The sequence below is a fragment of the Oceanobacillus sp. Castelsardo genome (assembly GCF_001659985.1).
Taxonomy (GTDB): Bacteria; Bacillota; Bacilli; order Bacillales; family Amphibacillaceae; genus Oceanobacillus.
This window is the reverse complement of record NZ_LYCS01000001.1, coordinates 683,905-704,011: the sequence shown is the minus strand read 5'-3', so window position 1 is coordinate 704,011 and position 20,107 is coordinate 683,905. Positions and strand designations below refer to the sequence as shown.

Below are 20,107 nucleotides of genomic sequence, written 5' to 3'. Positions count from 1 at the left end.
CATGGCACAAATGACAATGATTCAAGCAATCACTGATGCAATGCGTACAGAATTAAAAAATGATGATAACGTGCTTGTATTTGGTGAAGATGTTGGTAAAAACGGTGGGGTTTTCCGTGCTACTGAAGGACTCCAAGCTGAATTTGGTGAAGACCGTGTATTCGACACACCTTTAGCGGAGTCAGGGATAGGTGGGTTAGCTATCGGTTTAGCAACTCAAGGATTTCGTCCAGTTCCAGAAATTCAATTCTTTGGTTTTGTATTCGAAGTAATTGATTCTATCAGTGGTCAAATGGCGCGTACCCGCTATCGTTCCGGTGGTAGATGGAATATGCCTGTTACTGTTCGTGCACCTTTTGGTGGTGGAGTACATACTCCCGAATTACATGCGGATTCGTTAGAAGGTTTAATGGCACAACAACCTGGATTAAAAGTAGTTATTCCTTCCACACCATATGAAGCAAAAGGATTACTAATTTCTGCAATCCGTGATAATGATCCAGTTATTTTCTTAGAACATATGAAATTATATCGTTCATTCCGTGAAGAAGTACCTGAAGAAGAGTATACAATTGAAATTGGAAAAGCTGATGTAAAACGTGAAGGGAAAGATGTAACCCTTGTTTCCTATGGTGCAATGGTTCATTCATGCCTTAAAGCAGCAGAAGAACTAGAAAAAGACGGAATTTCTGCAGAAGTAATAGATTTACGTACAGTTTCTCCTATTGACATTGAAACAATATTAGAGTCTGTTAAGAAAACAAATCGTGCTATTGTCGTTCAAGAAGCACAAAAACAAGCTGGTGTTGCAGCAAACGTAGTTAGTGAAATTCAAGAAAGAGCAATACTTCATCTAGAAGCACCGGTATTACGTGTTACTGCCCCAGACACAGTATATGCATTCTCTGATGCCGAAGAAGTATGGCTTCCAAATCATAAAGACATCATTGAAAAAGTAAATACAGTAATGAATTTCTAAAACTAGGAGGTACAAATAATGGCATTCGAATTTAAATTCCCTGACATTGGTGAAGGAATTGCAGAAGGTGAAATTGTAAAGTGGTTCTTTAAAGAAGGGGACACAGTAAAAGAAGACGATGTTTTGTGTGAAGTGCAAAACGACAAAGCAGTAGTTGAAATCCCTTCCCCAGTAGAAGGAACAGTTCAAAAAATCCACGTCGGAGAAGGCGAAGTAGCAACAGTAGGTAATACATTTATTACTTTCGATGCTGAAGGACATGAAGGCGAAACTAAGGAAGAATCTAGTACTCCATCTGCATCTACTAGTTCTAATAAAGGTACCTTCGAATTTAAATTCCCTGATATCGGAGAAGGAATTGCTGAGGGAGAAATCGTTAAGTGGTTCTTTAAAGAAGGGGATACAGTAAAAGAAGACGACGTTTTATGTGAAGTACAAAATGATAAAGCCGTAGTAGAGATTCCTTCTCCAGTAGAAGGAACAGTTCAAAAAATCCACATCGGGGAAGGCGAAGTAGCAACAGTGGGTAATACATTTATTACTTTTGAAGCTGAGGGCTATGAATCAGCAGGAAGTTCTGCAGGTTCTTCAGAAGAAGCAACTAGCACACCACAAACGAACAATGCAAGTGTTGCTAACTCAACTGATGATGGCAAACGAGTGATTGCAATGCCATCTGTAAGAAAATATGCTCGCGAAAAAGGAGTTAATGTTAAAGAAGTTGCTGGATCAGGTAAAAATGGACGTATTTTAAAAGAAGATATCGATTCATTCTTAAATGGTGGACAAGCAGTAACTCCGGCGGCAGCTTCAACACAAGCAACTCAAGAAACTGCAAAAGCTGAAAAAGAAGAAGCTAAAAAACCATATGTACCAGCCGGTGAAGAATTCCCAGAAACACGTGAAAAAATGTCTGGTATAAGAAAAGCTATTTCGAAAGCGATGGTTAATTCTAAACACACAGCACCTCATGTTACATTATTAGATGAGGTAGATGTTACAGAACTTGTAGCTCATCGTAAGAAATTCAAACAAGTTGCAATGGATCAAGGTATTAAGTTAACTTACTTGCCATATGTTGTAAAAGCATTAGTATCTGCATTAAAACAATATCCAAGCTTAAATGCATCTATTGACAATACTACTGATGAAATTATCCAAAAACATTATTACAATGTGGGAATTGCAGCTGATACAGAAAAAGGTCTTTTAGTTCCAGTTGTTAAAAATGCTGACAGAAAATCCATTTTTGAAATTTCTCAGGAAATTAATGAATTGGCAGATAAGGCAAGAAGTGGTAAACTAGCACCTGGAGAGATGAAAGGAGCTTCTAGCACAATCACTAATATTGGTTCTGCTGGTGGACAATGGTTCACTCCAGTTATCAACCAACCTGAGGTAGCTATTTTAGGTATTGGTCGTATTGCGGAAAAACCAGTTGTCAAAAATGGCGAAGTTGCAATTGCTCCAGTACTAGCATTATCTCTATCGTTTGACCACCGTATTATCGATGGTGCGACAGCTCAAAATGCTCTTAACCAAATGAAACGTTTATTAAATGATCCACAATTAATCATGATGGAGGCGTAAGTTAATATGGTAGTAGGAGATTTTCCGATAGAAGTAGATACTTTAGTAGTAGGTGCAGGTCCAGGTGGATATGTTGCTGCTATTCGTGCTGCTCAATTAGGACAAAAAGTTACAATTGCTGATAAAGGTGCTCTTGGTGGGGTTTGTCTAAATGTTGGATGTATTCCTTCGAAAGCTCTAATTCAAGCTGGCCATATGGTTGAAAATGCTAACGGCAATGCAGAAATCGGTATTACAACTAAAAAAGTGGACGTTGATTTTACTAAAGTACAAGAATGGAAAGGTACTGTAGTTAATAAATTAACATCTGGTGTTCAAGGTCTTCTTAAAGGAAATAAAGTGGATATCGTGAAAGGTGAAGTTTATTTCGTAGATGCTAATACAGCTAAAATTATGGATGAGAAGAGCTCTCAAACTTATAAATTCAACAACTGTATTATTGCAACAGGATCTAGACCAATTGAAATCCCTAGCTTTAAATTTTCTGAACGTGTTCTTGATTCAACTGGTGCTTTAAACTTAAAAGAAATTCCTAAGAAATTAGTTGTTATTGGTGCTGGATATATTGGAAGTGAATTAGGTACTGCATATTTAAACTTTGGTACTGAAGTTACTTTCCTTGAAGGTGCTAAAGATATCTTAGGCGGATTTGAAAAGTCTATGACTCAAGTTGTTAAAAAAGGCTTGAAGAAGAAAGGCGCTACTATTATCACTGAGGCTATGGCTAAAGGTGTTGAAGAAACAAAAGATGGCGTTAAAGTTACGTATGAAGTTAACGGGAAAGAAGAAACCGTTGAAGCTGATTATGTACTAGTGACGGTAGGTCGTCGTCCTAACACTGACGAAATTGGTTTAGAGCAGCTAGGTATTGAGCTTACTGAAAGAGGACTTATCAAAGTTGATAAACAATGTCGTACTAATGTAAGCAATATATATGCAATTGGTGATATAGTACCAGGTTCTCCATTAGCGCATAAAGCTTCCTATGAAGGAAAAGTAGCTGCGGAAGCAATTAGCGGAGAAAAATCTGAAGTAGACTATATCGGTATGCCTGCTGTTGCATTTGTAGAACCTGAACTTGCTTCTGTTGGTCTTTCAGAGGATGAAGCAAAAGAGCAAGGTTACGATGTTAAAGTTGGTAAATTCCCATTTGCTGCTAACGGTCGTGCGTTGTCCTTAAATAATACTGATGGTTTCTTGAAACTTGTAACTCGTAAAGAAGATGGATTAATTCTTGGAGGTCAAATTGCTGGACCAAATGCTAGTGATATGATTTCTGAGATTGGGCTAGCAGTAGAAGCAGGCATGACTGCTGAAGATTTAGCATTAACCATTCATGCTCATCCAACTCTCGGAGAAATTACAATGGAAGCTGCAGAAGTTGCTTTAGGTAGTCCTATTCATATAATGTAAGGAAAAAATAAGGTGTCCATCATGGACACCTTATTTTTATTTTATATTATTTTTAATTTCCTTGATGAACTTTTTCCTTCTGAAAGATTCGATGTTTTTAGCATCTTCTCTAAAGGATTTTACTAAGGATATTACAATTAAAATCATGATAATGGAGAACGGAAAAGCTGCGATAATTGATGCAGTCTGTAATGCGTCTAAGCCGCCTTGCCAAAGAAGAACAGCTGCTGTTGCTGATTGAATAATTCCCCAAACGAATTTAACCTTATTAGACGGATCTAAATTACCACCCGTTGTCTGCATTCCAAGTACTAAGGTCGCAGAGTCTGCTGAAGTTATAAAAAAGGTACTAATTAAAACAATACCTATAATGGATATTAACGTACTGAGTGGAAGATGATCTAATACAGCGAACAAAGCAACCTCTTCACCATACGTATTTATTTGCTCGATAATGTTTGTTCCTTGATAAAAGTCTAATTGAATTGCAGTACCTCCGAAAACTGTGAACCAAATAGCTCCAATGATGGTAGGTACTAATAAAACGCCAATGACAAATTCTTTTACTGTTCTCCCGCGAGACACACGTGCAATAAAAGTACCAACAAATGGTGCCCATGCTATCCACCATGCCCAGTAAAAAATAGTCCAATTATTTGTCCACTCCATATTTTCTTCGTTAAAGGGGGACATTCTTAGGCTCATACTAGGTAAATCCTGTACATAGTTACCAAAAGATGTAGTGAAAAAATTTAATATAAATTCTGTAGGCCCAAGAACAAGAACGAAGACTAGCAGGAGAATGGCCGTAATTAAATTGATGTTACTTAAATATTTAATTCCTTTACTTAACCCAGTCATTGCTGAGGTCATAAATAAGACTGTAACAATAGCGATGATTATTAATTGTAAAAGAATAGTTTGATCGAATCCAAATACGTAGGAAAATCCACCACTAATCTGAATAGCCCCAAAGCCTAAAGACGTCGCAACACCAAAAACAGTTGCAAACACTACTATAGTATCAATCGTAGTTCCAATTGGTCCTTTGACCTTATTTCCAAATAAAGGTTGCAAAATAGAACTAACCACACCAGAGGCTTGTTTTCGAAATTTAAAATATGCTAGGGCTAGGCCGACAGTTGCATAAATTGCCCATGGATGTAATCCCCAATGTAGAAAGCTGTACTTCATAGCTGTTTTAGCAGCTTCGGCAGTTTCGGCTTCACCATAAGGTGGATTGTAAAAATGAGATAAAGGTTCGGCAGCTCCCCAAAAAACTAATCCTATTCCCATACCAGCACTAAATAACATAGCAAACCAGGTTACGTAACTGAATTCAGGCTTGTCTTCTGGTTTACCTAATTTGATATTCCCATACTTTGAAAAAATTAAATAAATGGAAAAAAGTAAAAAAGCAGTAGCACTTATTAAATAAAACCATCCAAAACGATCAACAATAAACGCCTGTATAATAGTTGTTACATGGTTTAAATTTCCTTTTGGTAATGTTTCTGCAGGAATAATACCCCAAATAATAAATAGGGCTACAGTAATTACAGATATATAAAAAACTTTAGTAATACTTTTTTTCATAACGTCGTCCTCTCCTTATCATATCCATACAAGTACTTTACCCGTATCTTGTAAATAAAATTCAATCAGAGATTGATAAAATAAATTGATATTACATTGTAAAATGTGCATATTATTTATTCAAAAAACTAATTATGACATACTATTTAGTATTGACTTCAATATTTTGACATATTATAATGTTCATAAGATATAACATTTAGGAAAAGGGGATGGCTTAATTGGGTACAATCGTTTGTAAAGATTGTGAAAAGGTTATTGAAACATTCGATGAAGAAAAAGTAACAACTCTTTATAGTACATGTCCTAAATGCAATAAATAATTTTTTATAAAAGAAAATACGTTAATTATAAGATATGTCTTTACACTCATTGTTTAATGGGTGTATTTTATTGTAGTAATTTTTATCAAAAAATTTTAAAAAATAGGTCTTTGTTCTTTAATCACGCGAATGGACTCTAGTGTCTCATCTTGCAATCCCTGTACTGGTAAACCAGCTTGCATATTTTTACATATATAATTAATATTTTCTTTTGTGATAATCTCCCCTGGAATAAATATTGGAATACCGGGTGGATAGACCATGATGGATTCTGCGCTTATCCGTCCGTCAGCTTCGAACAAAGGTATAATTTCAGTTTCGGCATAAAATGCGTCACGCGGTAAGATTGCAAGTAATGGAATATCAGGAATTTTTACAGTTAGCTTGTTCTCCTTCACATAATTCAAATTTTCCGATTCTAATTTTCTAAGAGCTTCTAGAAGTATCTGAATCGTTTCTTCATTGTCTCCAGGTGTAATAATGCATAATATATTGTATAAATCAGAAAGTTCCACTTCAATACGATAATTCTCTCGTAACCAAACTTCAGCATCATACCCAGTTATACCCAATTTCTTAATAGAAATTATTAGTTTGGTAGGATCGTATTTAAAAGTGGCTTCTGTTCCAAGAATTTCCTCCCCAACACAGTAAATATAGGAAAGCTTGTTATTTATTTCTGTTCTCGCATAATTAGCAAGTCGAATGGCTTTCTCAATCATCTGGAATCCGTCGATTGCAAGTTGTTTTCTGGCTACATCCAATGATGCTAATAAGATATACGATGTAGATGTAGTGGTTAACATGGACAAAATAGTTTGAACTCTTTCATGCGAAATTCTTGTTCCTTTTAGATTTAAAACGGAGCTTTGTGTTAAAGAACCACCTAATTTATGGACACTGGTCGCAGCAATATCAGCACCTGCTTGCATTGCTGAGGGGGGAAGATCTTGATGAAAATGAATGTGTACTCCATGAGCTTCATCTACTAGGACGGGAACATTATATTGATGTGCGATGGAAACAATTTTTTCTAAATCCCCAGCTATCCCGAAATAAGTCGGGTTAATAACTAATACACCTTTCGCGTCGGGATGTAACTTTAATGCATTATTTACAGCAGACGGTGTGATGCCATGGGAAATACCCAAGGTTTCATCTAATTCGGGATGGATAAAAACCGGTGATGCACCAGCAAATATAATCGCCGAAGTAATTGATTTATGCACGTTTCTAGGAACAATAATCTTATCACCAGGATTACAAACACTTAAAATCATCGCCATAATTGCCCCACTAGTTCCTTGAACGGAAAAGAAAGTATAGTCCGCTCCAAAGGCTTTTGCTGCTAAATCTTGTGCCTTTTTAATAATCCCATGTGGATGGTGTAGATCATCTAGTGGTTGTATATTAATTAAATCCATTTTAAATGTATTTTCACCTAAGAAATTTCTAAATGATGGTTCTATAGCATTCCCACTTTTATGACCGGGTATATGGAATGGAACCGGATTATTATTAATATGATTTAACAAACCAGAAAATAATGGTGTGCAATGTTGATCTGTCATCGGAAACAGTCTCCTTCATGGTTAGACGCATATTTTAACAATTTATGCCAAAAAAATATTATACCAGATATTTTAATCAATTTGTACTAGTTAGGTTATAGTGTTAGCAAGAATACGTAAAAAAATGTTAAGATTTAATAAATAAGAAACGAGGGGGAATAGGGATGAATTTTCAGACTAGGATAACAAAATTATTAAATATAAAATACCCTATAATACAAGGTGGCTTAGCTTATCTAGCTTACTCGGATTTGGCTGCGGCGGTGTCCAATGCGGGTGGATTAGGGCAAATAACAGCTATGAGTTTAGAAAGTCCGGAAGAATTACGTAAAGAAATTCAAAAAGTTAAAATGCTTACAGATAAGCCTTTTGGAGTTAACTTTGCTATTGGACAACATGGAAGACGTTTTGATCATATGGTAGAAGTCGTGATTTCAGAAAAAGTTCCTGTAATCTCTGTCACAGGGGGAAATCCAAAAGGACTCCTCGATATGGTTAAGGATTATAATATTAAAACATTAGTATTAGTTGCAGCGAAACGACAGGCTAAAAAAGCAGAAGAATTAGGTGCTGATGCAGTAATGGTAGTTGGCCAAGAAGGTGGTGGTCATCTTGGGCGTAGTGATACCGGAACACTCGTGTTAACTCCAGATGTAGTGGATCATGTGTCTATTCCTGTTGTTTCATCTGGTGGTATTGTAGATGGAAGAGGTCTGATGGCTGCTTTAAGTCTTGGTGCAGAAGGAATAGAGATGGGGACGAGGTTTATAGCGACGAAAGAATGTGTACATGCTCATGAGCGATACAAACAAGCTATTTTGGAAGCAGATGACAATAATACAGTTGTTATTAAACGGTCAATAGGCGCACCAGCAAGAGTGCTTAAAAATACATGGACTGATAAAATTTTAGAGATAGAAGAACGTAATGAAGGATATGAGTCACTTAGAGATTATATTAGTGGAGCAGCAAATAAACGTTTTGTTTACGATGGGGATAATCAAAATGGGTTTGGTTGGGCAGGTCAGTCCTCTATAAGAATTAAGGATATACCAACAGTTGATGAACTGATTCAAGGTATTATGAAAGAAGCAGAACAAGTTGTAAATAAATGGAGATGAAAAGGGGGCCATGTAGCTCCCTTTTCACATTAATATGATTGTAATGCGGATTGATAAAAAGGAATTAAATGTTCGTACGTTGTTATCGTGAATTCGTATAATTTTTCCCCATTTTTAACTCGTTCATCATCCGAAGACAGGTGCTTCCCGATTAAAAATTCTCCCTTTTTAACATCACGAAATCTCTCTAGATGTTTTATATCCAATTCAGAAATAGGGAAAGATTCTTTTTTTGTATGATCTAATGAAATCACGTAATCATTTGGGAGCTTCTTTAAATCTTCATACTGGTTGATAAAAGATTGCGCAATCTTTTCTTTATTAGGAAGTTCATAAATAAAAGCAAGCCATACGAATAGATGGTCATCAAATAGCCCCAATTGAAAATGCGGGTGTTTTTTATACCCTCTTTTATTATTAGCGATAGCTAACCATGTGTCTTTTGGTGGGTTAACAGTTCTCCTAGCATGCCTAGCGATATGTAAAAATACTTCATTTCCCAATTTGGCCGAAAGAGCTTCAGCTAGTTGACTACCAATTAGCTGAAATTTAGGCTGTATTCGATTTTGGATTGCTTCCATTCTAGAATCTAAGCCGTCAATATGAAATGTTTCGAAATCTTTTTTGTTAAATCCTTGTAATGCCATTCTAATCACCCTTTGAATAAGTTTTACTTTATTATAATAATTATTATTAAGTAATCATATAATGAAGTCAAGTATCGCAAATTTCGAAATAGAAGTTTCATAAGATGGCATTAGGGAATATTTATTGTAACCATTCTCTTCTAAAAATTAGACGAACCAATTATCAACGTAGACATAAAATGTAGAAAGATGAAAGTTAATGGAGCTAATATATAAACCGAAGGGAGAGGCTCTTTTGAAGTTTGTGATGGAAGTTATTAAGAGAGAAGAAGCAAAAGAAAAACTGCCGGTAATAAAAATGGAAATTGATTACGAGTTAATGACACTTTATGATGCTATTCAAGAAGATAACCAAGTACAAATTATAAAATCTAAAGAACGTTTAACATTTTTAGTAAAGCAATTGAAGGAAATAAAAAAATTAAGTAATCTGATGTGACCCCAATAAATACTCGAAGGCTAATGGTTCATTAACCTTCGAGTATTTATTGGGGTCTTTTTCTATTAAGTCAGACTTGATGACTTGATTGTTTGGTTTTGATACAATAGGACGTATATTGTGAATGGAGGATTTATTATGAACCATGATATGCTTGAAGAGATTTATACAACTGCAAAAAAATGGGTAGAAGAAGCTGGGGAAAATATCCGTAGCAAAATTAATAATCCATTAACTATTGATACTAAATCAAACCCGAATGATCTTGTTACTACAATGGATAAGGAGACAGAATCATTTTTCGTCTCTAAAATAAAAGGAACTTATCCTAATCATTTTATCATTGGTGAAGAAGGTTATGGTGATGAATTAACAAACTTAGATGGTACAGTTTGGATCATTGACCCTATTGACGGGACTATGAATTTTGTACATCAAAAACGGAATTTCGCTATCTCGATAGGTATTTTTCATGATGGAGTTGGTGAAATTGGCTTTGTATACGATGTTATGAATGATATTTTATATCATGCTAAAAGAAATCAAGGAGCATATAAGAATGATACAAAATTGGAACCACTAAATAAGGAAGTAGTTCTAGAGGAATCAATATTTGGAATGAATCATTTTTGGCTTTGTGATAATTCGATAGTAGACATAGAAACCATGCAAAAATTTGTGAAACATGTACGAGGAACAAGAACATATGGTTCCGCTGCTCTAGATCTTGCATACCTGGCTGAAGGTATTACGAACGGATATCTTTCTTTAAGTTTAGCGCCATGGGATGTTGCTGGTGGTATGGTAATTGCTGGAGAAGTGGGTGTTGTAACCACAGATGTAGATGGGAATGCTCTTGATCTGTTAAATAAAAGTACAGTGATCTCAAGTAATCAAGTTATTCACAATCAAATCATCCAATTTATAAAAGAAGGAAGGAAGTGACTATTGTATGTCACTCCCTCCCTTCCTTTTTAATGATAGACCATATCCCATTATGATAAAGCCTAATAAAACAAATAAAAGAATTACCCATATATTTCGATAGGTAATCGAAATAGCTGCTCCTATAAATGATCCTACAACTAATAATGCTAACGTTAACATTTTTCCGTTTATATTATCCATCTCGACACCCCTATTTCAGTTCTATTATAGCTCAATTCATTATAATTTTCAAAAATTAACCGCAATTACATTTTCATTCTACTAGCATGATTGTTAAAGGTTTAGTATGATAAGATAGAAAGTGGAGGAACAAAAATTGGGGGAGACAGATGGATAATTTTAGTTTTTTTGTATTTGATATGATATTAAACCAATTTGGGGTTGAAAACATATTTTGGATATTTTATGTATTGAATTTAATTCTTTCTGTTATAGCATATAAATTAGGATTTGCTAGAAAATTACCGCTTATACAGTCCGTTATTGTGTACATACTTTTATTAATTGGTGTTTTTATTCTAACAATATTTAGTACTGTCATGAGGATGCCTAGTGTCGAAAGTTTGATCGTCATTAATTTAGTATTGTCGATCTATCGTACAAGACTTCATTTTCAGCGAAAGGCTAAAAAAGAAAACACTTCTAAAATATAGAAAAAGCGCCCTTTATAGGCGCTTTTTCTATATTTTAAATAAAAGGATCGTGTTGTTTATTTTCTTCATATAATCGAAATCTTCCTGTTGAATGGCGTTCTTTCGTCTTTTTATCAATTCTTTCACGGCAATTTGGACATAAATACATATAGGTTCTACGATTTCTTAACTTTTTAGCCTCTAGGGTATTATCCTGTAGACTATCAATTTTATCACATAAAGTACATTTAACCTGCATATTCTCACCTCAAACTAAAACATAAAATTTTGCAGGATAAGGTGAATGTTCACCTTGGCCATTAGTAGAATTCTATTTATATTATATCATAAAAAATACCATGTTTTTAGAATGAAAATAGGGGAATATAATTATTGAGGTGATCATATGAGAAAAAGTTCTATGTATACAACATTTGGGGTGATGGGTGCAGCAATTGGAGCGTTAGCCGTTCAATCCTATCTAAAAGGTAATAAAAATAATAGAGAAAGCTATTCTACTTTTGAGAATGCCGGTGTTCCTGACCAATCGCCAAACATTAATAATACTCAATTAGAAAATTCAAAAATGGTTTCTGAAGGTTCCCTATATGGGGTCCATTACTATAATGAAAATAAAGATAACTAAAAAGAAAAGGGGAGCTGCTTCTTTTCCCTAACCCTTCTCTTTCATAGTATAGCTAAGGCATTCGCCAATCTAATAGCGAATGCCGAGTTTTTAATTATTTATTTTATGATTAGATTGTTCTTTTTCAATTTCCTCTAGCTGTTGTTGTTTGTCTTCAGAAATGTTTTCTTTATTTTGATCCGGCTGTACTGGAACATCATCTCTTATTGGGAAATCAGGCATATATCTACCTACGATTGCAGATAATTCATCGACAAAGCCTTGAACAGGATGTCCTTGTCTTATTTTCTCGGCTATGCCCTTTAACCTCTCTGTTACATCCGCATCAGCAACAACTACTGCTGTTTTTCCGTAGGGGTCATGGTATAAAGACTCTAAAACAGTATATTTAATTGTACCAACCCGTGATCTATCTAAATCTTTATCGACGTCTATTCCAACTACTGCATAAGGTCCAGCAACAACTGTCGTCGCATCATTAACTTCCGGAATTCTACTTGCAACATTTGATAAATGTGCTGCTATTTCTGAATTGGATAATTCTGCCTGTTCATTTGGACTTGAGTTTTTCACTTGAACAAATTGATCGTTTGTTTCCCTTGATTCTAAAGAGCTTTCTTTATTTTGTTCAGCACATCCAGCGAAAATAAATAGCGTTAAAAGCGAAATTATTAAAAGGAGCTTTCTATTTATACTCATTTCATTCCTCCTCAAACTTGCGTATATGTTTATTTTGGATGGAATAAAATAATTTATACTTTGTACATTAAAAATTTTACTCCGTCAGTAAAATTCTTTACCTAATTTTGATACCTTTCCTAACAAAAAAAGCTGCTATACAATAGCAACTTTGAAAATTAATTAATTTTTATTTTGTTAATGTTTTTAATAGGATCATTTTTATTAATACCATCACCATAGAAAAAGTGAACAGGACCATCTTCTTTAATTGGCTTACCATTAATAGCAAATAAAAAATATCCATTTAGTAATTGATTAATATCGATAGTAATTAACTCTTGATTATCTCCGGACAGAAAGGTGGCGCTTTTTGCGGAATCTTTAATTTCCGCATTTTTTATAAAATCGTAAAGAGGCATAACGTAGGAATTTTTTAGTATTTCTTCTCCTTCCTTTTTCGTTAGGCCCTTATTAACAGGAGGAACTTTCGCATTAGATTGAAATACTTCTCTGTTATATCTTTCTGCTAATTTTTTTGTCTTGGAGAAATCCTCGTCTGATTTTATATTTTTCGTGAATGCCTTATCAAGCAATATTTTTCGTTCGTCAAAAATCCAAACAGTAGGATCTAGGGTAATAGAGTAGGTTACATTCCCTATAATTGGTACAATCATTTTATTCTCTCTCCCTCATTTTATGTATCTTTATTAAGAATAGCAAAGAAAATTATATTTTTCACTATAAAAGAAGACTTTATTTTATTTGCATTTTTTAAGTCCTAGCTTTAATATAATATAAGAAAAGTCTCTAGCGGGGGGGATAATGTTGATGCCTGAGGTTACTGTGAATCACCGCGATAAAGCTCATGCTCTACTTAAGGCTGATGCTGAAAAAATTTTAAGACTTATAGAAGTTCAAATAGAAAATTTAACTATGCCACAATGTCCCGTATACGAAGATGTATTAGATACTCAAATGTTTGGTCTTTCAAGGGAAATTGATTTTGCAGTACGTTTGGACTTAATAAGTGAGAATGAAGGAAAAGAACTTCTGGAAAATCTGGAAAAAAAGCTTAATATACTCCATGAGGCTTCTCAAAATTCATTATAATTATTTTGTTCCAAAAATCAGTAAGAGAAAGCAAAAACTTTGCCCACATATAGTTATTGGCAAGGTTTTTTTGTTTTTAAGCACTAAAACAAAATAATCGTTATCAAACAGTAGGTTGAAAATTTTTATTCTTCAATAGATTTTACATAAATATCATTCATGTGGTAAACTATTAAAAATATTTCTATTTTCATCTACTATTTAAAATACATAGATTAATAGGGAGTAGTAAGATGATAAAAAGAATAAAAGATTATGATTACACACTTATCATTGCCCCGTTACTGTTAGCTGCATTCGGACTTGTCATGATATATAGTGCTAGTATGGTTACAGCGGTAGTAGAAGGTTTTGAGAGTAATCACTATTTGATTAGACAGGCAATTTGGTTTTCTTTTGGATTAGCGGGATTTGTATTCACCTCGATTTTTCCATATAAAAAGTATCAGAAATTAATGAAATTGATCATTATTTTAGTTATTATCCTTCTAATAGGATTATTCCCATTTGGAAATACGATAAATAATGCTAAATCATGGTATAACTTTGGACCAGCTAGTTTCCAACCTGCGGAATTTGCGAAAATAGCTCTAATTATGTATCTAGCATCCGTATATTCTAAGAAGCAATCTTATATTAATGAGTTTTATCGAGGGGTATTACCACCGTTAGTAATGACAGGTATTATTCTAGGACTAATCGTTCTACAACCCGATATTGGAACAGCTGCCATTATTTTCTTAATAGCATGTTCCGTTATTTTTAGCTCGGGAATAAGGTTAAAACATTTATCCATATTGATAGCTGTAGGGATTGGGTTAGTCCTATTAACCATCCCTTTTATGGTAACGGAAGAGCGCCTATCTAGATTTACTGGAGCTTACCAGCCGTTTCAAACTCCTGATACAGATGGATACCACTTAATACAGTCCTATTTAGCGATTGGAACAGGTGGTTTAACAGGAACAGGTTTAGGTCAAAGTGTTCAAAAATTGGGGTATCTGATGGAAGCTCATACGGACTTTATCATGGCAATAGTCGCAGAAGAGTTAGGGCTTATAGGTGTAATTATCGTAATTGGTTTATTAGCTATCATTGTTTTGCGAGGTATATTCATAGCAAGAAAATGTAGTGATACCTTTGGATCATTACTTGCAATTGGAATATCCTCCATGGTAGGTATTCAAGCATTTATTAATTTAGGTGCAATTAGTGGGCTTCTACCTATAACAGGTGTTCCATTACCGTTCGTAAGTTATGGTGGTTCCTCTCTGTTGGTGTTGTTAACTTCGATGGGTATATTAAACAACATTGCGATGACTTCTAACAGAAATGGAAATCAAACAACTATTAAACATAAATAAATAGGAGGTATATTATGGGAGAAATCAAACGAATTAATAAGGTACTAGTTGCAAACCGTGGAGAAATAGCAATCCGTGTATTTCGTGCTTGTACAGAATTAAATATTCGTACAGTTGCTATTTACTCAAAAGAAGATACTGGATCTTATCATCGATTTAAAGCCGACGAAGCTTATTTAATAGGAGAAGGTAAAAAGCCAATTGATGCCTACTTAGATATTGAAGGAATAATTGCTTTAGCAAAAAAAGTAGATGTAGATGCAATCCATCCAGGTTATGGTTTCTTATCCGAAAACATCCAATTTGCAAAGAGATGTGAAGAGGAAGGAATTATCTTTATCGGACCAAATAGTGAACATTTAAGTATGTTTGGTGATAAAGTTAAAGCAAGAGAACAAGCTGTAAATGCGGGGCTTCCTGTCATACCTGGTAGTGATGGCCCGGTTCATACGCTGGATGAAGTAGTCGAATTTGGAGAAGATCATGGTTACCCAATTATCATCAAAGCTTCACTTGGTGGTGGTGGACGTGGTATGCGCATCGTTCGGAATGAAAATAGTGTAAAGGAAGCTTATGAACGTGCTAAATCAGAGGCAAAAGCGGCGTTTGGTAATGATGAAATATACGTAGAAAAATTAATTGAAAATCCGAAACATATAGAAGTTCAAATTATTGGAGATAAACATGGAAATATTGTTCATTTGTACGAAAGAGATTGTTCTGTACAACGACGTCATCAAAAGGTAGTAGAAGTAGCTCCAAGTTTATCCTTATCAGAAGAGTTACGTCACGAAATTTGTGATGCTGCTGTTCGATTAATGAAAAATGTAAATTATATTAATGCTGGTACTGTAGAATTTCTTGTTACGAACAATGAATTTTATTTTATCGAGGTTAATCCTCGGGTTCAAGTTGAACATACAATTACTGAAATGATTACAGGTATCGATATTGTTCAAACACAAGTAAGAATTGCTCAAGGCTATGATCTTCACAGTAAAACAATAAGCATTCCATCACAAGATGAGATTCGAACTAATGGTTATGCCATCCAATCACGTATAACTACAGAAGATCCGTTAAATAATTTTATGCCAGACACCGGAAAAATTATGGCATATCGATCTGGTGGAGGATTTGGGGTAAGATTGGATGCAGGTAATGCTTATCAAGGTTCAGTTATTTCCCCATATTATGACTCTTTACTTGTAAAAGTATCTACACACGCGTTAACTTTTGAACAAGCTGCACATAAAATGGTTCGAAATTTAAAAGAATTCCGTATCCGTGGAATAAAAACAAATATTCACTTCCTTGAAAATGTTATTATGCATGAAAGTTTCTTGTCTGGTGAATATGACACAACATTTATAGATAATACACCTGAATTATTTGTTTTCCCTAAACGAAAAGACCGTGGAACGAAGATGCTTTCGTATATTGCGCATACAACAGTAAATGGTGTGGGTGGAAAAGAAAAGCCTAACTATCCAGAATTAAAAGTTCCAAAAGTAAAAAATTCAAACGAAGAACTTTTCGGAACGAAGCAAATTTTAGATGAGCAAGGTCCAGAAGGTCTTGCGAAATGGTTAAAGGATCAAAAAGAAGTATTGCTAACAGACACCACGTTTCGTGATGCTCATCAATCCCTTTTAGCAACAAGAATTAGAACAAGAGACATGTTGAATATTGCTGAGCCTACAGCTAAATTATTACCTAATTTATTCTCTGTAGAAATGTGGGGAGGAGCAACTTTCGATGTAGCTTACCGTTTCCTTAATGAAAATCCATGGCATAGATTATTAAAACTACGTGAGAAAATGCCGAATGTTTTATTCCAAATGTTATTAAGAGCAAGTAATGCAGTGGGTTACAAAAACTATCCAGATAACGTAATAAGCGAATTCATTCAAAAAAGCTCTAGTGCAGGAATTGATGTATTCCGTATTTTTGATAGCTTAAACTGGATAGAAGGTATGCGTTTAGCAATTGAATCGGTAAGGGAAAATAATAAAATTGCTGAGGCTACTTTATGTTATACAGGTGACATATTGGATAAGGGTAGAACAAAGTATGATCTAGACTATTATAAAAATATGGCTAAAGAACTTGAAGCATCTGGAGCGCATATTTTAGGTATCAAAGATATGGCTGGTTTGTTAAAGCCCGAGGCAGCATATCAGTTAATATCCACTTTAAAGGAAGCAACGAATTTACCTATCCATCTTCATACACATGATACAAGTGGTAATGGTATCTATACTTATGCACGTGCTATTCAAGCGGGAGTAGATGTTGTAGACGTAGCGGTTGGTTCAATGGCTGGACATACTTCTCAACCAAGTGCACAAACTTTATATCATGCATTAGAGGGTACAGATCGTCAACCAAAAATTAATGTAGAAAACTACGAAAAACTTTCTACTTATTGGGAAGGTGTTCGTGGATACTATTCAGACCTTGAAAATGGTATGAACGCTCCACACACTGAAGTTTATTTCCACGAAATGCCAGGCGGTCAATATAGTAACCTCCAACAACAAGCGATAGCTGTTGGGTTAGGTGAACGTTGGGATGAAGTAAAAGCGATGTATCGCCATGTGAACGATATGTTTGGTGACATAGTAAAAGTTACTCCATCTTCAAAAGTGATAGGGGATATGGCGTTATTTATGGTACAAAATAATTTAACGGAGGACGAGATTTATGAACGAGGAGAATCTATTGATTTCCCAGATTCCGTTATTGAGTTTGTCCAAGGAATGATTGGTCAACCATATCAAGGTTTCCCTAAAGAATTACAAAGAATTATTCTTAAAGGAAAGGAACCAATTACAGTAAGACCTGGTGAATTACTAGATCCAGTTGACTTTGTAGAATTAAGAAACACGTTATTTAAAACTTTAAACAGACAAGTAACAAGTTTTGATGTCCTTTCTTACGCACTTTATCCAAAAGTGTTCATAGATTACCAAAAATTCTATGAAGAATATGGTGATATGTCTATGTTAGACACTCCAACATTCTTCTTTGGAATGAACCTAGGAGAAGAAATTGAAGTAGAAATTGAAAAAGGAAAAACGCTTTTTGTACGATTAATTTCTATTTCTCAACCAGAACCAGATGGGACTCGTACAGTCTACTTTGAATTAAACGGTCAGCCTAGACAAATAACTGTCAAAGACGAAAGTATACAATCTTCTGTCGCGACAAGAGCTAAAGTAGACAAAGGAAATGAGAAACAAATTGGTGCAACTATGCCAGGGACAGTTTTAGAAGTTAACTGTTCAAAAGGGGATCACGTTGATAAAGGGGATTACCTATTAACAACAGAAGCGATGAAAATGGAAACAACAATTCAAGCTCCATATAAAGGTGTTATTAAAGAAATTCATGTTGTCAAAGGAGATAGCATTGCTGTAGATGATCTTCTAATTGAATTCGAATAAAAGGAACAAAGGCGTAAGTGCCCGTTTAGTGACGTATAGACATACCACACCGTAGGAGATATTGTTGACTTTCACCACAAGGGTATAAGCGCGACTAAGCCTCTGGTTTCACCAATCGGCAAGTCTTCTTTATCGCACAGGGGTGAAGGAAGTCTGCTAGTCACTGGGCGCTGGATCCGGACGTGGATATTTTGGTATCTAGATTATTTACAACTTACAAATTTTATAATTCCTAGAAAGTAGAAAAGGAAGCATCCAAATGGAATGCTTCCTTTTCTACTATATTATAAAGTTTTTAATGCTGATTCTTCTGATTGTTGATATATATTTTTTTCCTTTTGTAAGTTTATACTTTCTACTTTTGCACTTCTACTTGAAAGTAATAGGAAGTAACTTAACATTCCAAAATAGCAAGATATAAAGAGCGCATGCATTAAAGCGACTCCAAGATTCAGTAGGGTAAAAATAATCATAGCACCAAAAAAGACTTGTAAAGTAATTAAAGAAATCGTAATAATCGAGCTCCAGTACATAACATGGTTTGACTTGTACCGCTTTATCAATTTGATAAATAAAGTAATTGTCCATATAAATAAGATACCTGCCATTAATCGATGTCCCATTTGTACCCATTGTTGGAAATTATAATCCATAAAGGAAAGTGGAGCATTATTATTACAGAATGGCCAGCTTCCACATACTAAATTTGAATTTGTATGACGTACTAACGCCCCAGTATATACAACTATTAAGGAATAACCGGTAAGAAAGTAAATTTCAATTCGGTCTTTTTTTTGTATAGACAAAGATTTTGTATCCCATTTCTTATCAATTTCAAAAATAAGTAACGTAAGTAGAAACACTGCTGCAAAAGATATTAATGAAATACCAAAATGAGCTGCTAAAACAAAATCAGACTGACCCCACATTACTGCAGCTGCTCCAATTAAAGCTTGTAGAATAAGGACGAAAACAGAGGTAATGGATAGGAATTTCACTTCACGAATATTCCCGAACCGTTTCCAAGCAAGAACTGCTAATGCAACAACTACAATTCCTACTCCCCCTGAAACTAATCTGTGACTCAATTCGATAACCATCTCGAAAGTAAACTCGGAAGGTATTAATTGTCCTTCACATAAAGGCCAACTATCTCCACAACCATCTTCAGAGCCCGTTTTTGTTACAAGTGCTCCACCTAGTAATACTAGCAGCATACCAATTGTCGCTAGTACAGATAACCATTTTAAAAGTTTCATCATAGTATATGTATGCCTCACTTTGTGATGTATTATAGATACAATCCCCTTAATATTAATATTTGTTTTATAAATAATCCAATAAAAGCTCTTACATCATAATATAACACGTCAAATTCTTATTTTCACTATGTAAATTGTAAAAAACCTTGCATAATTGCTTATAGTTTGCTAGAAATAGATTAGGGAATAATTGCTAAAACAGTACAAATGTAGTAAGGATACATAGTTTCGTGGAATATTCGCAATGTTTTGCGAAAGTTCGAATTTTTGTCACACTTTAGAGGCGTACACCGTGCTAAGATAGTATTCAGTATGGGTTTATGGATTATATTGTCT

Annotated in this window: 20 protein-coding genes; 12 read left to right on the top strand and 8 right to left on the bottom strand. The window is 34.7% G+C overall.

Annotated elements, in window-relative coordinates:
* Position 1 precedes the first annotated feature (1 nt).
* The 3 genes from A9178_RS03560 to lpdA are packed head-to-tail and all read left to right on the top strand — an operon-like array spanning position 2 to position 3,982.
* On the top strand, positions 2-979 hold the full coding sequence (locus A9178_RS03560; RefSeq protein ID WP_068672525.1) for an alpha-ketoacid dehydrogenase subunit beta: 978 nt from the start codon (positions 2-4) through the stop codon (positions 977-979).
* A gap of 18 nt (positions 980-997) precedes the next feature.
* Complete coding sequence (locus A9178_RS03555; RefSeq protein WP_068672524.1) at positions 998-2,569, top strand: dihydrolipoyllysine-residue acetyltransferase; 1,572 nt, start codon at positions 998-1,000, stop codon at positions 2,567-2,569.
* 6 nt (positions 2,570-2,575) lie between these two features.
* Positions 2,576-3,982 (top strand): dihydrolipoyl dehydrogenase, encoded by a 1,407-nt coding sequence (lpdA, locus tag A9178_RS03550; protein WP_068672523.1) that lies wholly within the window; start codon positions 2,576-2,578, stop codon positions 3,980-3,982.
* A gap of 36 nt (positions 3,983-4,018) precedes the next feature.
* Here lpdA and A9178_RS03545 read toward each other — a convergent pair whose 3' ends face one another.
* A complete protein-coding gene (locus A9178_RS03545) occupies positions 4,019-5,578 on the bottom strand; it encodes a glycine betaine uptake BCCT transporter (protein ID WP_068672522.1) in 1,560 nt (519 codons plus the stop codon).
* Between the two features lie 221 nt (positions 5,579-5,799).
* Here A9178_RS03545 and A9178_RS18530 point away from each other — a divergent pair, with 221 nt between their 5' ends.
* Positions 5,800-5,901, top strand: coding sequence for a GapA-binding peptide SR1P (locus A9178_RS18530; protein WP_082918070.1), 102 nt, complete (start codon positions 5,800-5,802; stop codon positions 5,899-5,901).
* Between the two features lie 95 nt (positions 5,902-5,996).
* Here A9178_RS18530 and A9178_RS03540 read toward each other — a convergent pair whose 3' ends face one another.
* Positions 5,997-7,472, bottom strand: a complete 1,476-nt coding sequence (locus A9178_RS03540) for an aminotransferase class I/II-fold pyridoxal phosphate-dependent enzyme (RefSeq protein WP_068672521.1) — start codon at positions 7,470-7,472, stop codon at positions 5,997-5,999.
* Between the two features lie 164 nt (positions 7,473-7,636).
* On the opposite strand from A9178_RS03540, the gene A9178_RS03535 reads away from it, so the two are divergent.
* Positions 7,637-8,593 carry an NAD(P)H-dependent flavin oxidoreductase gene (locus A9178_RS03535; RefSeq protein WP_068672520.1) on the top strand — a complete coding sequence of 319 codons (957 nt, stop codon included), beginning with the start codon at positions 7,637-7,639 and terminating at the stop codon, positions 8,591-8,593.
* Between the two features lie 29 nt (positions 8,594-8,622).
* Here the strand turns inward: A9178_RS03535 and A9178_RS03530 are convergent, their stop codons facing one another.
* Positions 8,623-9,240, bottom strand: a complete 618-nt coding sequence (locus A9178_RS03530; protein ID WP_068672519.1) for a YktB family protein — start codon at positions 9,238-9,240, stop codon at positions 8,623-8,625.
* Positions 9,241-9,484: 244 nt separating this feature from the next.
* Between A9178_RS03530 and A9178_RS03525 the strand changes: the two genes are divergently transcribed.
* Both A9178_RS03525 and A9178_RS03520 read left to right on the top strand, forming a co-directional pair.
* A complete protein-coding gene (locus tag A9178_RS03525; protein ID WP_369801943.1) occupies positions 9,485-9,679 on the top strand; it encodes a hypothetical protein in 195 nt (64 codons plus the stop codon).
* A 138-nt stretch (positions 9,680-9,817) separates the two neighbouring features.
* Positions 9,818-10,624 (top strand): inositol monophosphatase family protein, encoded by an 807-nt coding sequence (locus tag A9178_RS03520; RefSeq protein WP_068672517.1) that lies wholly within the window; start codon positions 9,818-9,820, stop codon positions 10,622-10,624.
* On the opposite strand, the gene A9178_RS03515 is transcribed toward A9178_RS03520, so the two are convergent.
* Positions 10,625-10,807, bottom strand: coding sequence for a DUF5325 family protein (locus A9178_RS03515; RefSeq protein ID WP_068672516.1), 183 nt, complete (start codon positions 10,805-10,807; stop codon positions 10,625-10,627).
* 149 nt (positions 10,808-10,956) lie between these two features.
* On the opposite strand from A9178_RS03515, the gene A9178_RS03510 reads away from it, so the two are divergent.
* Entirely contained in the window at positions 10,957-11,280 is a 324-nt protein-coding gene (locus A9178_RS03510; protein ID WP_068672515.1) for a YlaH-like family protein, read from the top strand.
* A gap of 34 nt (positions 11,281-11,314) precedes the next feature.
* On the opposite strand, the gene A9178_RS03505 is transcribed toward A9178_RS03510, so the two are convergent.
* Entirely contained in the window at positions 11,315-11,518 is a 204-nt protein-coding gene (locus A9178_RS03505; protein ID WP_068672514.1) for a YlaI family protein, read from the bottom strand.
* A gap of 147 nt (positions 11,519-11,665) precedes the next feature.
* On the opposite strand from A9178_RS03505, the gene A9178_RS03500 reads away from it, so the two are divergent.
* Positions 11,666-11,905 carry a hypothetical protein gene (locus A9178_RS03500; protein ID WP_068672513.1) on the top strand — a complete coding sequence of 80 codons (240 nt, stop codon included), beginning with the start codon at positions 11,666-11,668 and terminating at the stop codon, positions 11,903-11,905.
* A 90-nt stretch (positions 11,906-11,995) separates the two neighbouring features.
* Here the strand turns inward: A9178_RS03500 and A9178_RS03495 are convergent, their stop codons facing one another.
* Both A9178_RS03495 and A9178_RS03490 read right to left on the bottom strand, forming a co-directional pair.
* Positions 11,996-12,604: a YhcN/YlaJ family sporulation lipoprotein gene (locus tag A9178_RS03495; RefSeq protein ID WP_068672512.1), complete on the bottom strand. Its 609-nt coding sequence runs from the start codon at positions 12,602-12,604 to the stop codon at positions 11,996-11,998.
* A gap of 158 nt (positions 12,605-12,762) precedes the next feature.
* Complete coding sequence (locus tag A9178_RS03490; RefSeq protein WP_068672511.1) at positions 12,763-13,260, bottom strand: hypothetical protein; 498 nt, start codon at positions 13,258-13,260, stop codon at positions 12,763-12,765.
* Between the two features lie 154 nt (positions 13,261-13,414).
* Here A9178_RS03490 and A9178_RS03485 point away from each other — a divergent pair, with 154 nt between their 5' ends.
* The 3 genes from A9178_RS03485 to pyc all read left to right on the top strand — a co-directional run bounded on the left by A9178_RS03485 (position 13,415) and on the right by pyc (position 18,509).
* The gene (locus A9178_RS03485; protein WP_047186399.1) at positions 13,415-13,696 is read left to right on the top strand and encodes an Fpa/YlaN family protein; all 282 of its coding nucleotides are present in this window, start codon (positions 13,415-13,417) and stop codon (positions 13,694-13,696) included.
* 233 nt (positions 13,697-13,929) lie between these two features.
* Positions 13,930-15,060 carry a putative lipid II flippase FtsW gene (gene ftsW, locus A9178_RS03480; RefSeq protein WP_068672510.1) on the top strand — a complete coding sequence of 377 codons (1,131 nt, stop codon included), beginning with the start codon at positions 13,930-13,932 and terminating at the stop codon, positions 15,058-15,060.
* Between the two features lie 14 nt (positions 15,061-15,074).
* Positions 15,075-18,509 (top strand): pyruvate carboxylase, encoded by a 3,435-nt coding sequence (gene pyc / locus A9178_RS03475; protein WP_068672509.1) that lies wholly within the window; start codon positions 15,075-15,077, stop codon positions 18,507-18,509.
* Between the two features lie 284 nt (positions 18,510-18,793).
* Here pyc and A9178_RS03470 read toward each other — a convergent pair whose 3' ends face one another.
* On the bottom strand, positions 18,794-19,771 hold the full coding sequence (locus A9178_RS03470; protein WP_068672508.1) for a COX15/CtaA family protein: 978 nt from the start codon (positions 19,769-19,771) through the stop codon (positions 18,794-18,796).
* Positions 19,772-20,107: the final 336 nt, after the last annotated feature.

What these genes read in the sequence shown, in the direction of transcription:
- A9178_RS03560 (WP_068672525.1), top strand. Translation starts at nt 2, where the DNA reads ATGGCACAAATGACAATGATTCAAGCAATCACTGATGCAATGCGTACA.
- A9178_RS03555 (WP_068672524.1), top strand. Translation starts at nt 998, where the DNA reads ATGGCATTCGAATTTAAATTCCCTGACATTGGTGAAGGAATTGCAGAA.
- lpdA (WP_068672523.1), top strand. Translation starts at nt 2,576, where the DNA reads ATGGTAGTAGGAGATTTTCCGATAGAAGTAGATACTTTAGTAGTAGGT.
- A9178_RS03545 (WP_068672522.1), bottom strand. Translation starts at nt 5,578, where the DNA reads ATGAAAAAAAGTATTACTAAAGTTTTTTATATATCTGTAATTACTGTA.
- A9178_RS03540 (WP_068672521.1), bottom strand. Translation starts at nt 7,472, where the DNA reads ATGACAGATCAACATTGCACACCATTATTTTCTGGTTTGTTAAATCAT.
- A9178_RS03535 (WP_068672520.1), top strand. Translation starts at nt 7,637, where the DNA reads ATGAATTTTCAGACTAGGATAACAAAATTATTAAATATAAAATACCCT.
- A9178_RS03530 (WP_068672519.1), bottom strand. Translation starts at nt 9,240, where the DNA reads ATGGCATTACAAGGATTTAACAAAAAAGATTTCGAAACATTTCATATT.
- A9178_RS03520 (WP_068672517.1), top strand. Translation starts at nt 9,818, where the DNA reads ATGAACCATGATATGCTTGAAGAGATTTATACAACTGCAAAAAAATGG.
- A9178_RS03515 (WP_068672516.1), bottom strand. Translation starts at nt 10,807, where the DNA reads ATGGATAATATAAACGGAAAAATGTTAACGTTAGCATTATTAGTTGTA.
- A9178_RS03510 (WP_068672515.1), top strand. Translation starts at nt 10,957, where the DNA reads ATGGATAATTTTAGTTTTTTTGTATTTGATATGATATTAAACCAATTT.
- A9178_RS03505 (WP_068672514.1), bottom strand. Translation starts at nt 11,518, where the DNA reads ATGCAGGTTAAATGTACTTTATGTGATAAAATTGATAGTCTACAGGAT.
- A9178_RS03500 (WP_068672513.1), top strand. Translation starts at nt 11,666, where the DNA reads ATGAGAAAAAGTTCTATGTATACAACATTTGGGGTGATGGGTGCAGCA.
- A9178_RS03495 (WP_068672512.1), bottom strand. Translation starts at nt 12,604, where the DNA reads ATGAGTATAAATAGAAAGCTCCTTTTAATAATTTCGCTTTTAACGCTA.
- A9178_RS03490 (WP_068672511.1), bottom strand. Translation starts at nt 13,260, where the DNA reads ATGATTGTACCAATTATAGGGAATGTAACCTACTCTATTACCCTAGAT.
- A9178_RS03485 (WP_047186399.1), top strand. Translation starts at nt 13,415, where the DNA reads ATGCCTGAGGTTACTGTGAATCACCGCGATAAAGCTCATGCTCTACTT.
- ftsW (WP_068672510.1), top strand. Translation starts at nt 13,930, where the DNA reads ATGATAAAAAGAATAAAAGATTATGATTACACACTTATCATTGCCCCG.
- pyc (WP_068672509.1), top strand. Translation starts at nt 15,075, where the DNA reads ATGGGAGAAATCAAACGAATTAATAAGGTACTAGTTGCAAACCGTGGA.
- A9178_RS03470 (WP_068672508.1), bottom strand. Translation starts at nt 19,771, where the DNA reads ATGATGAAACTTTTAAAATGGTTATCTGTACTAGCGACAATTGGTATG.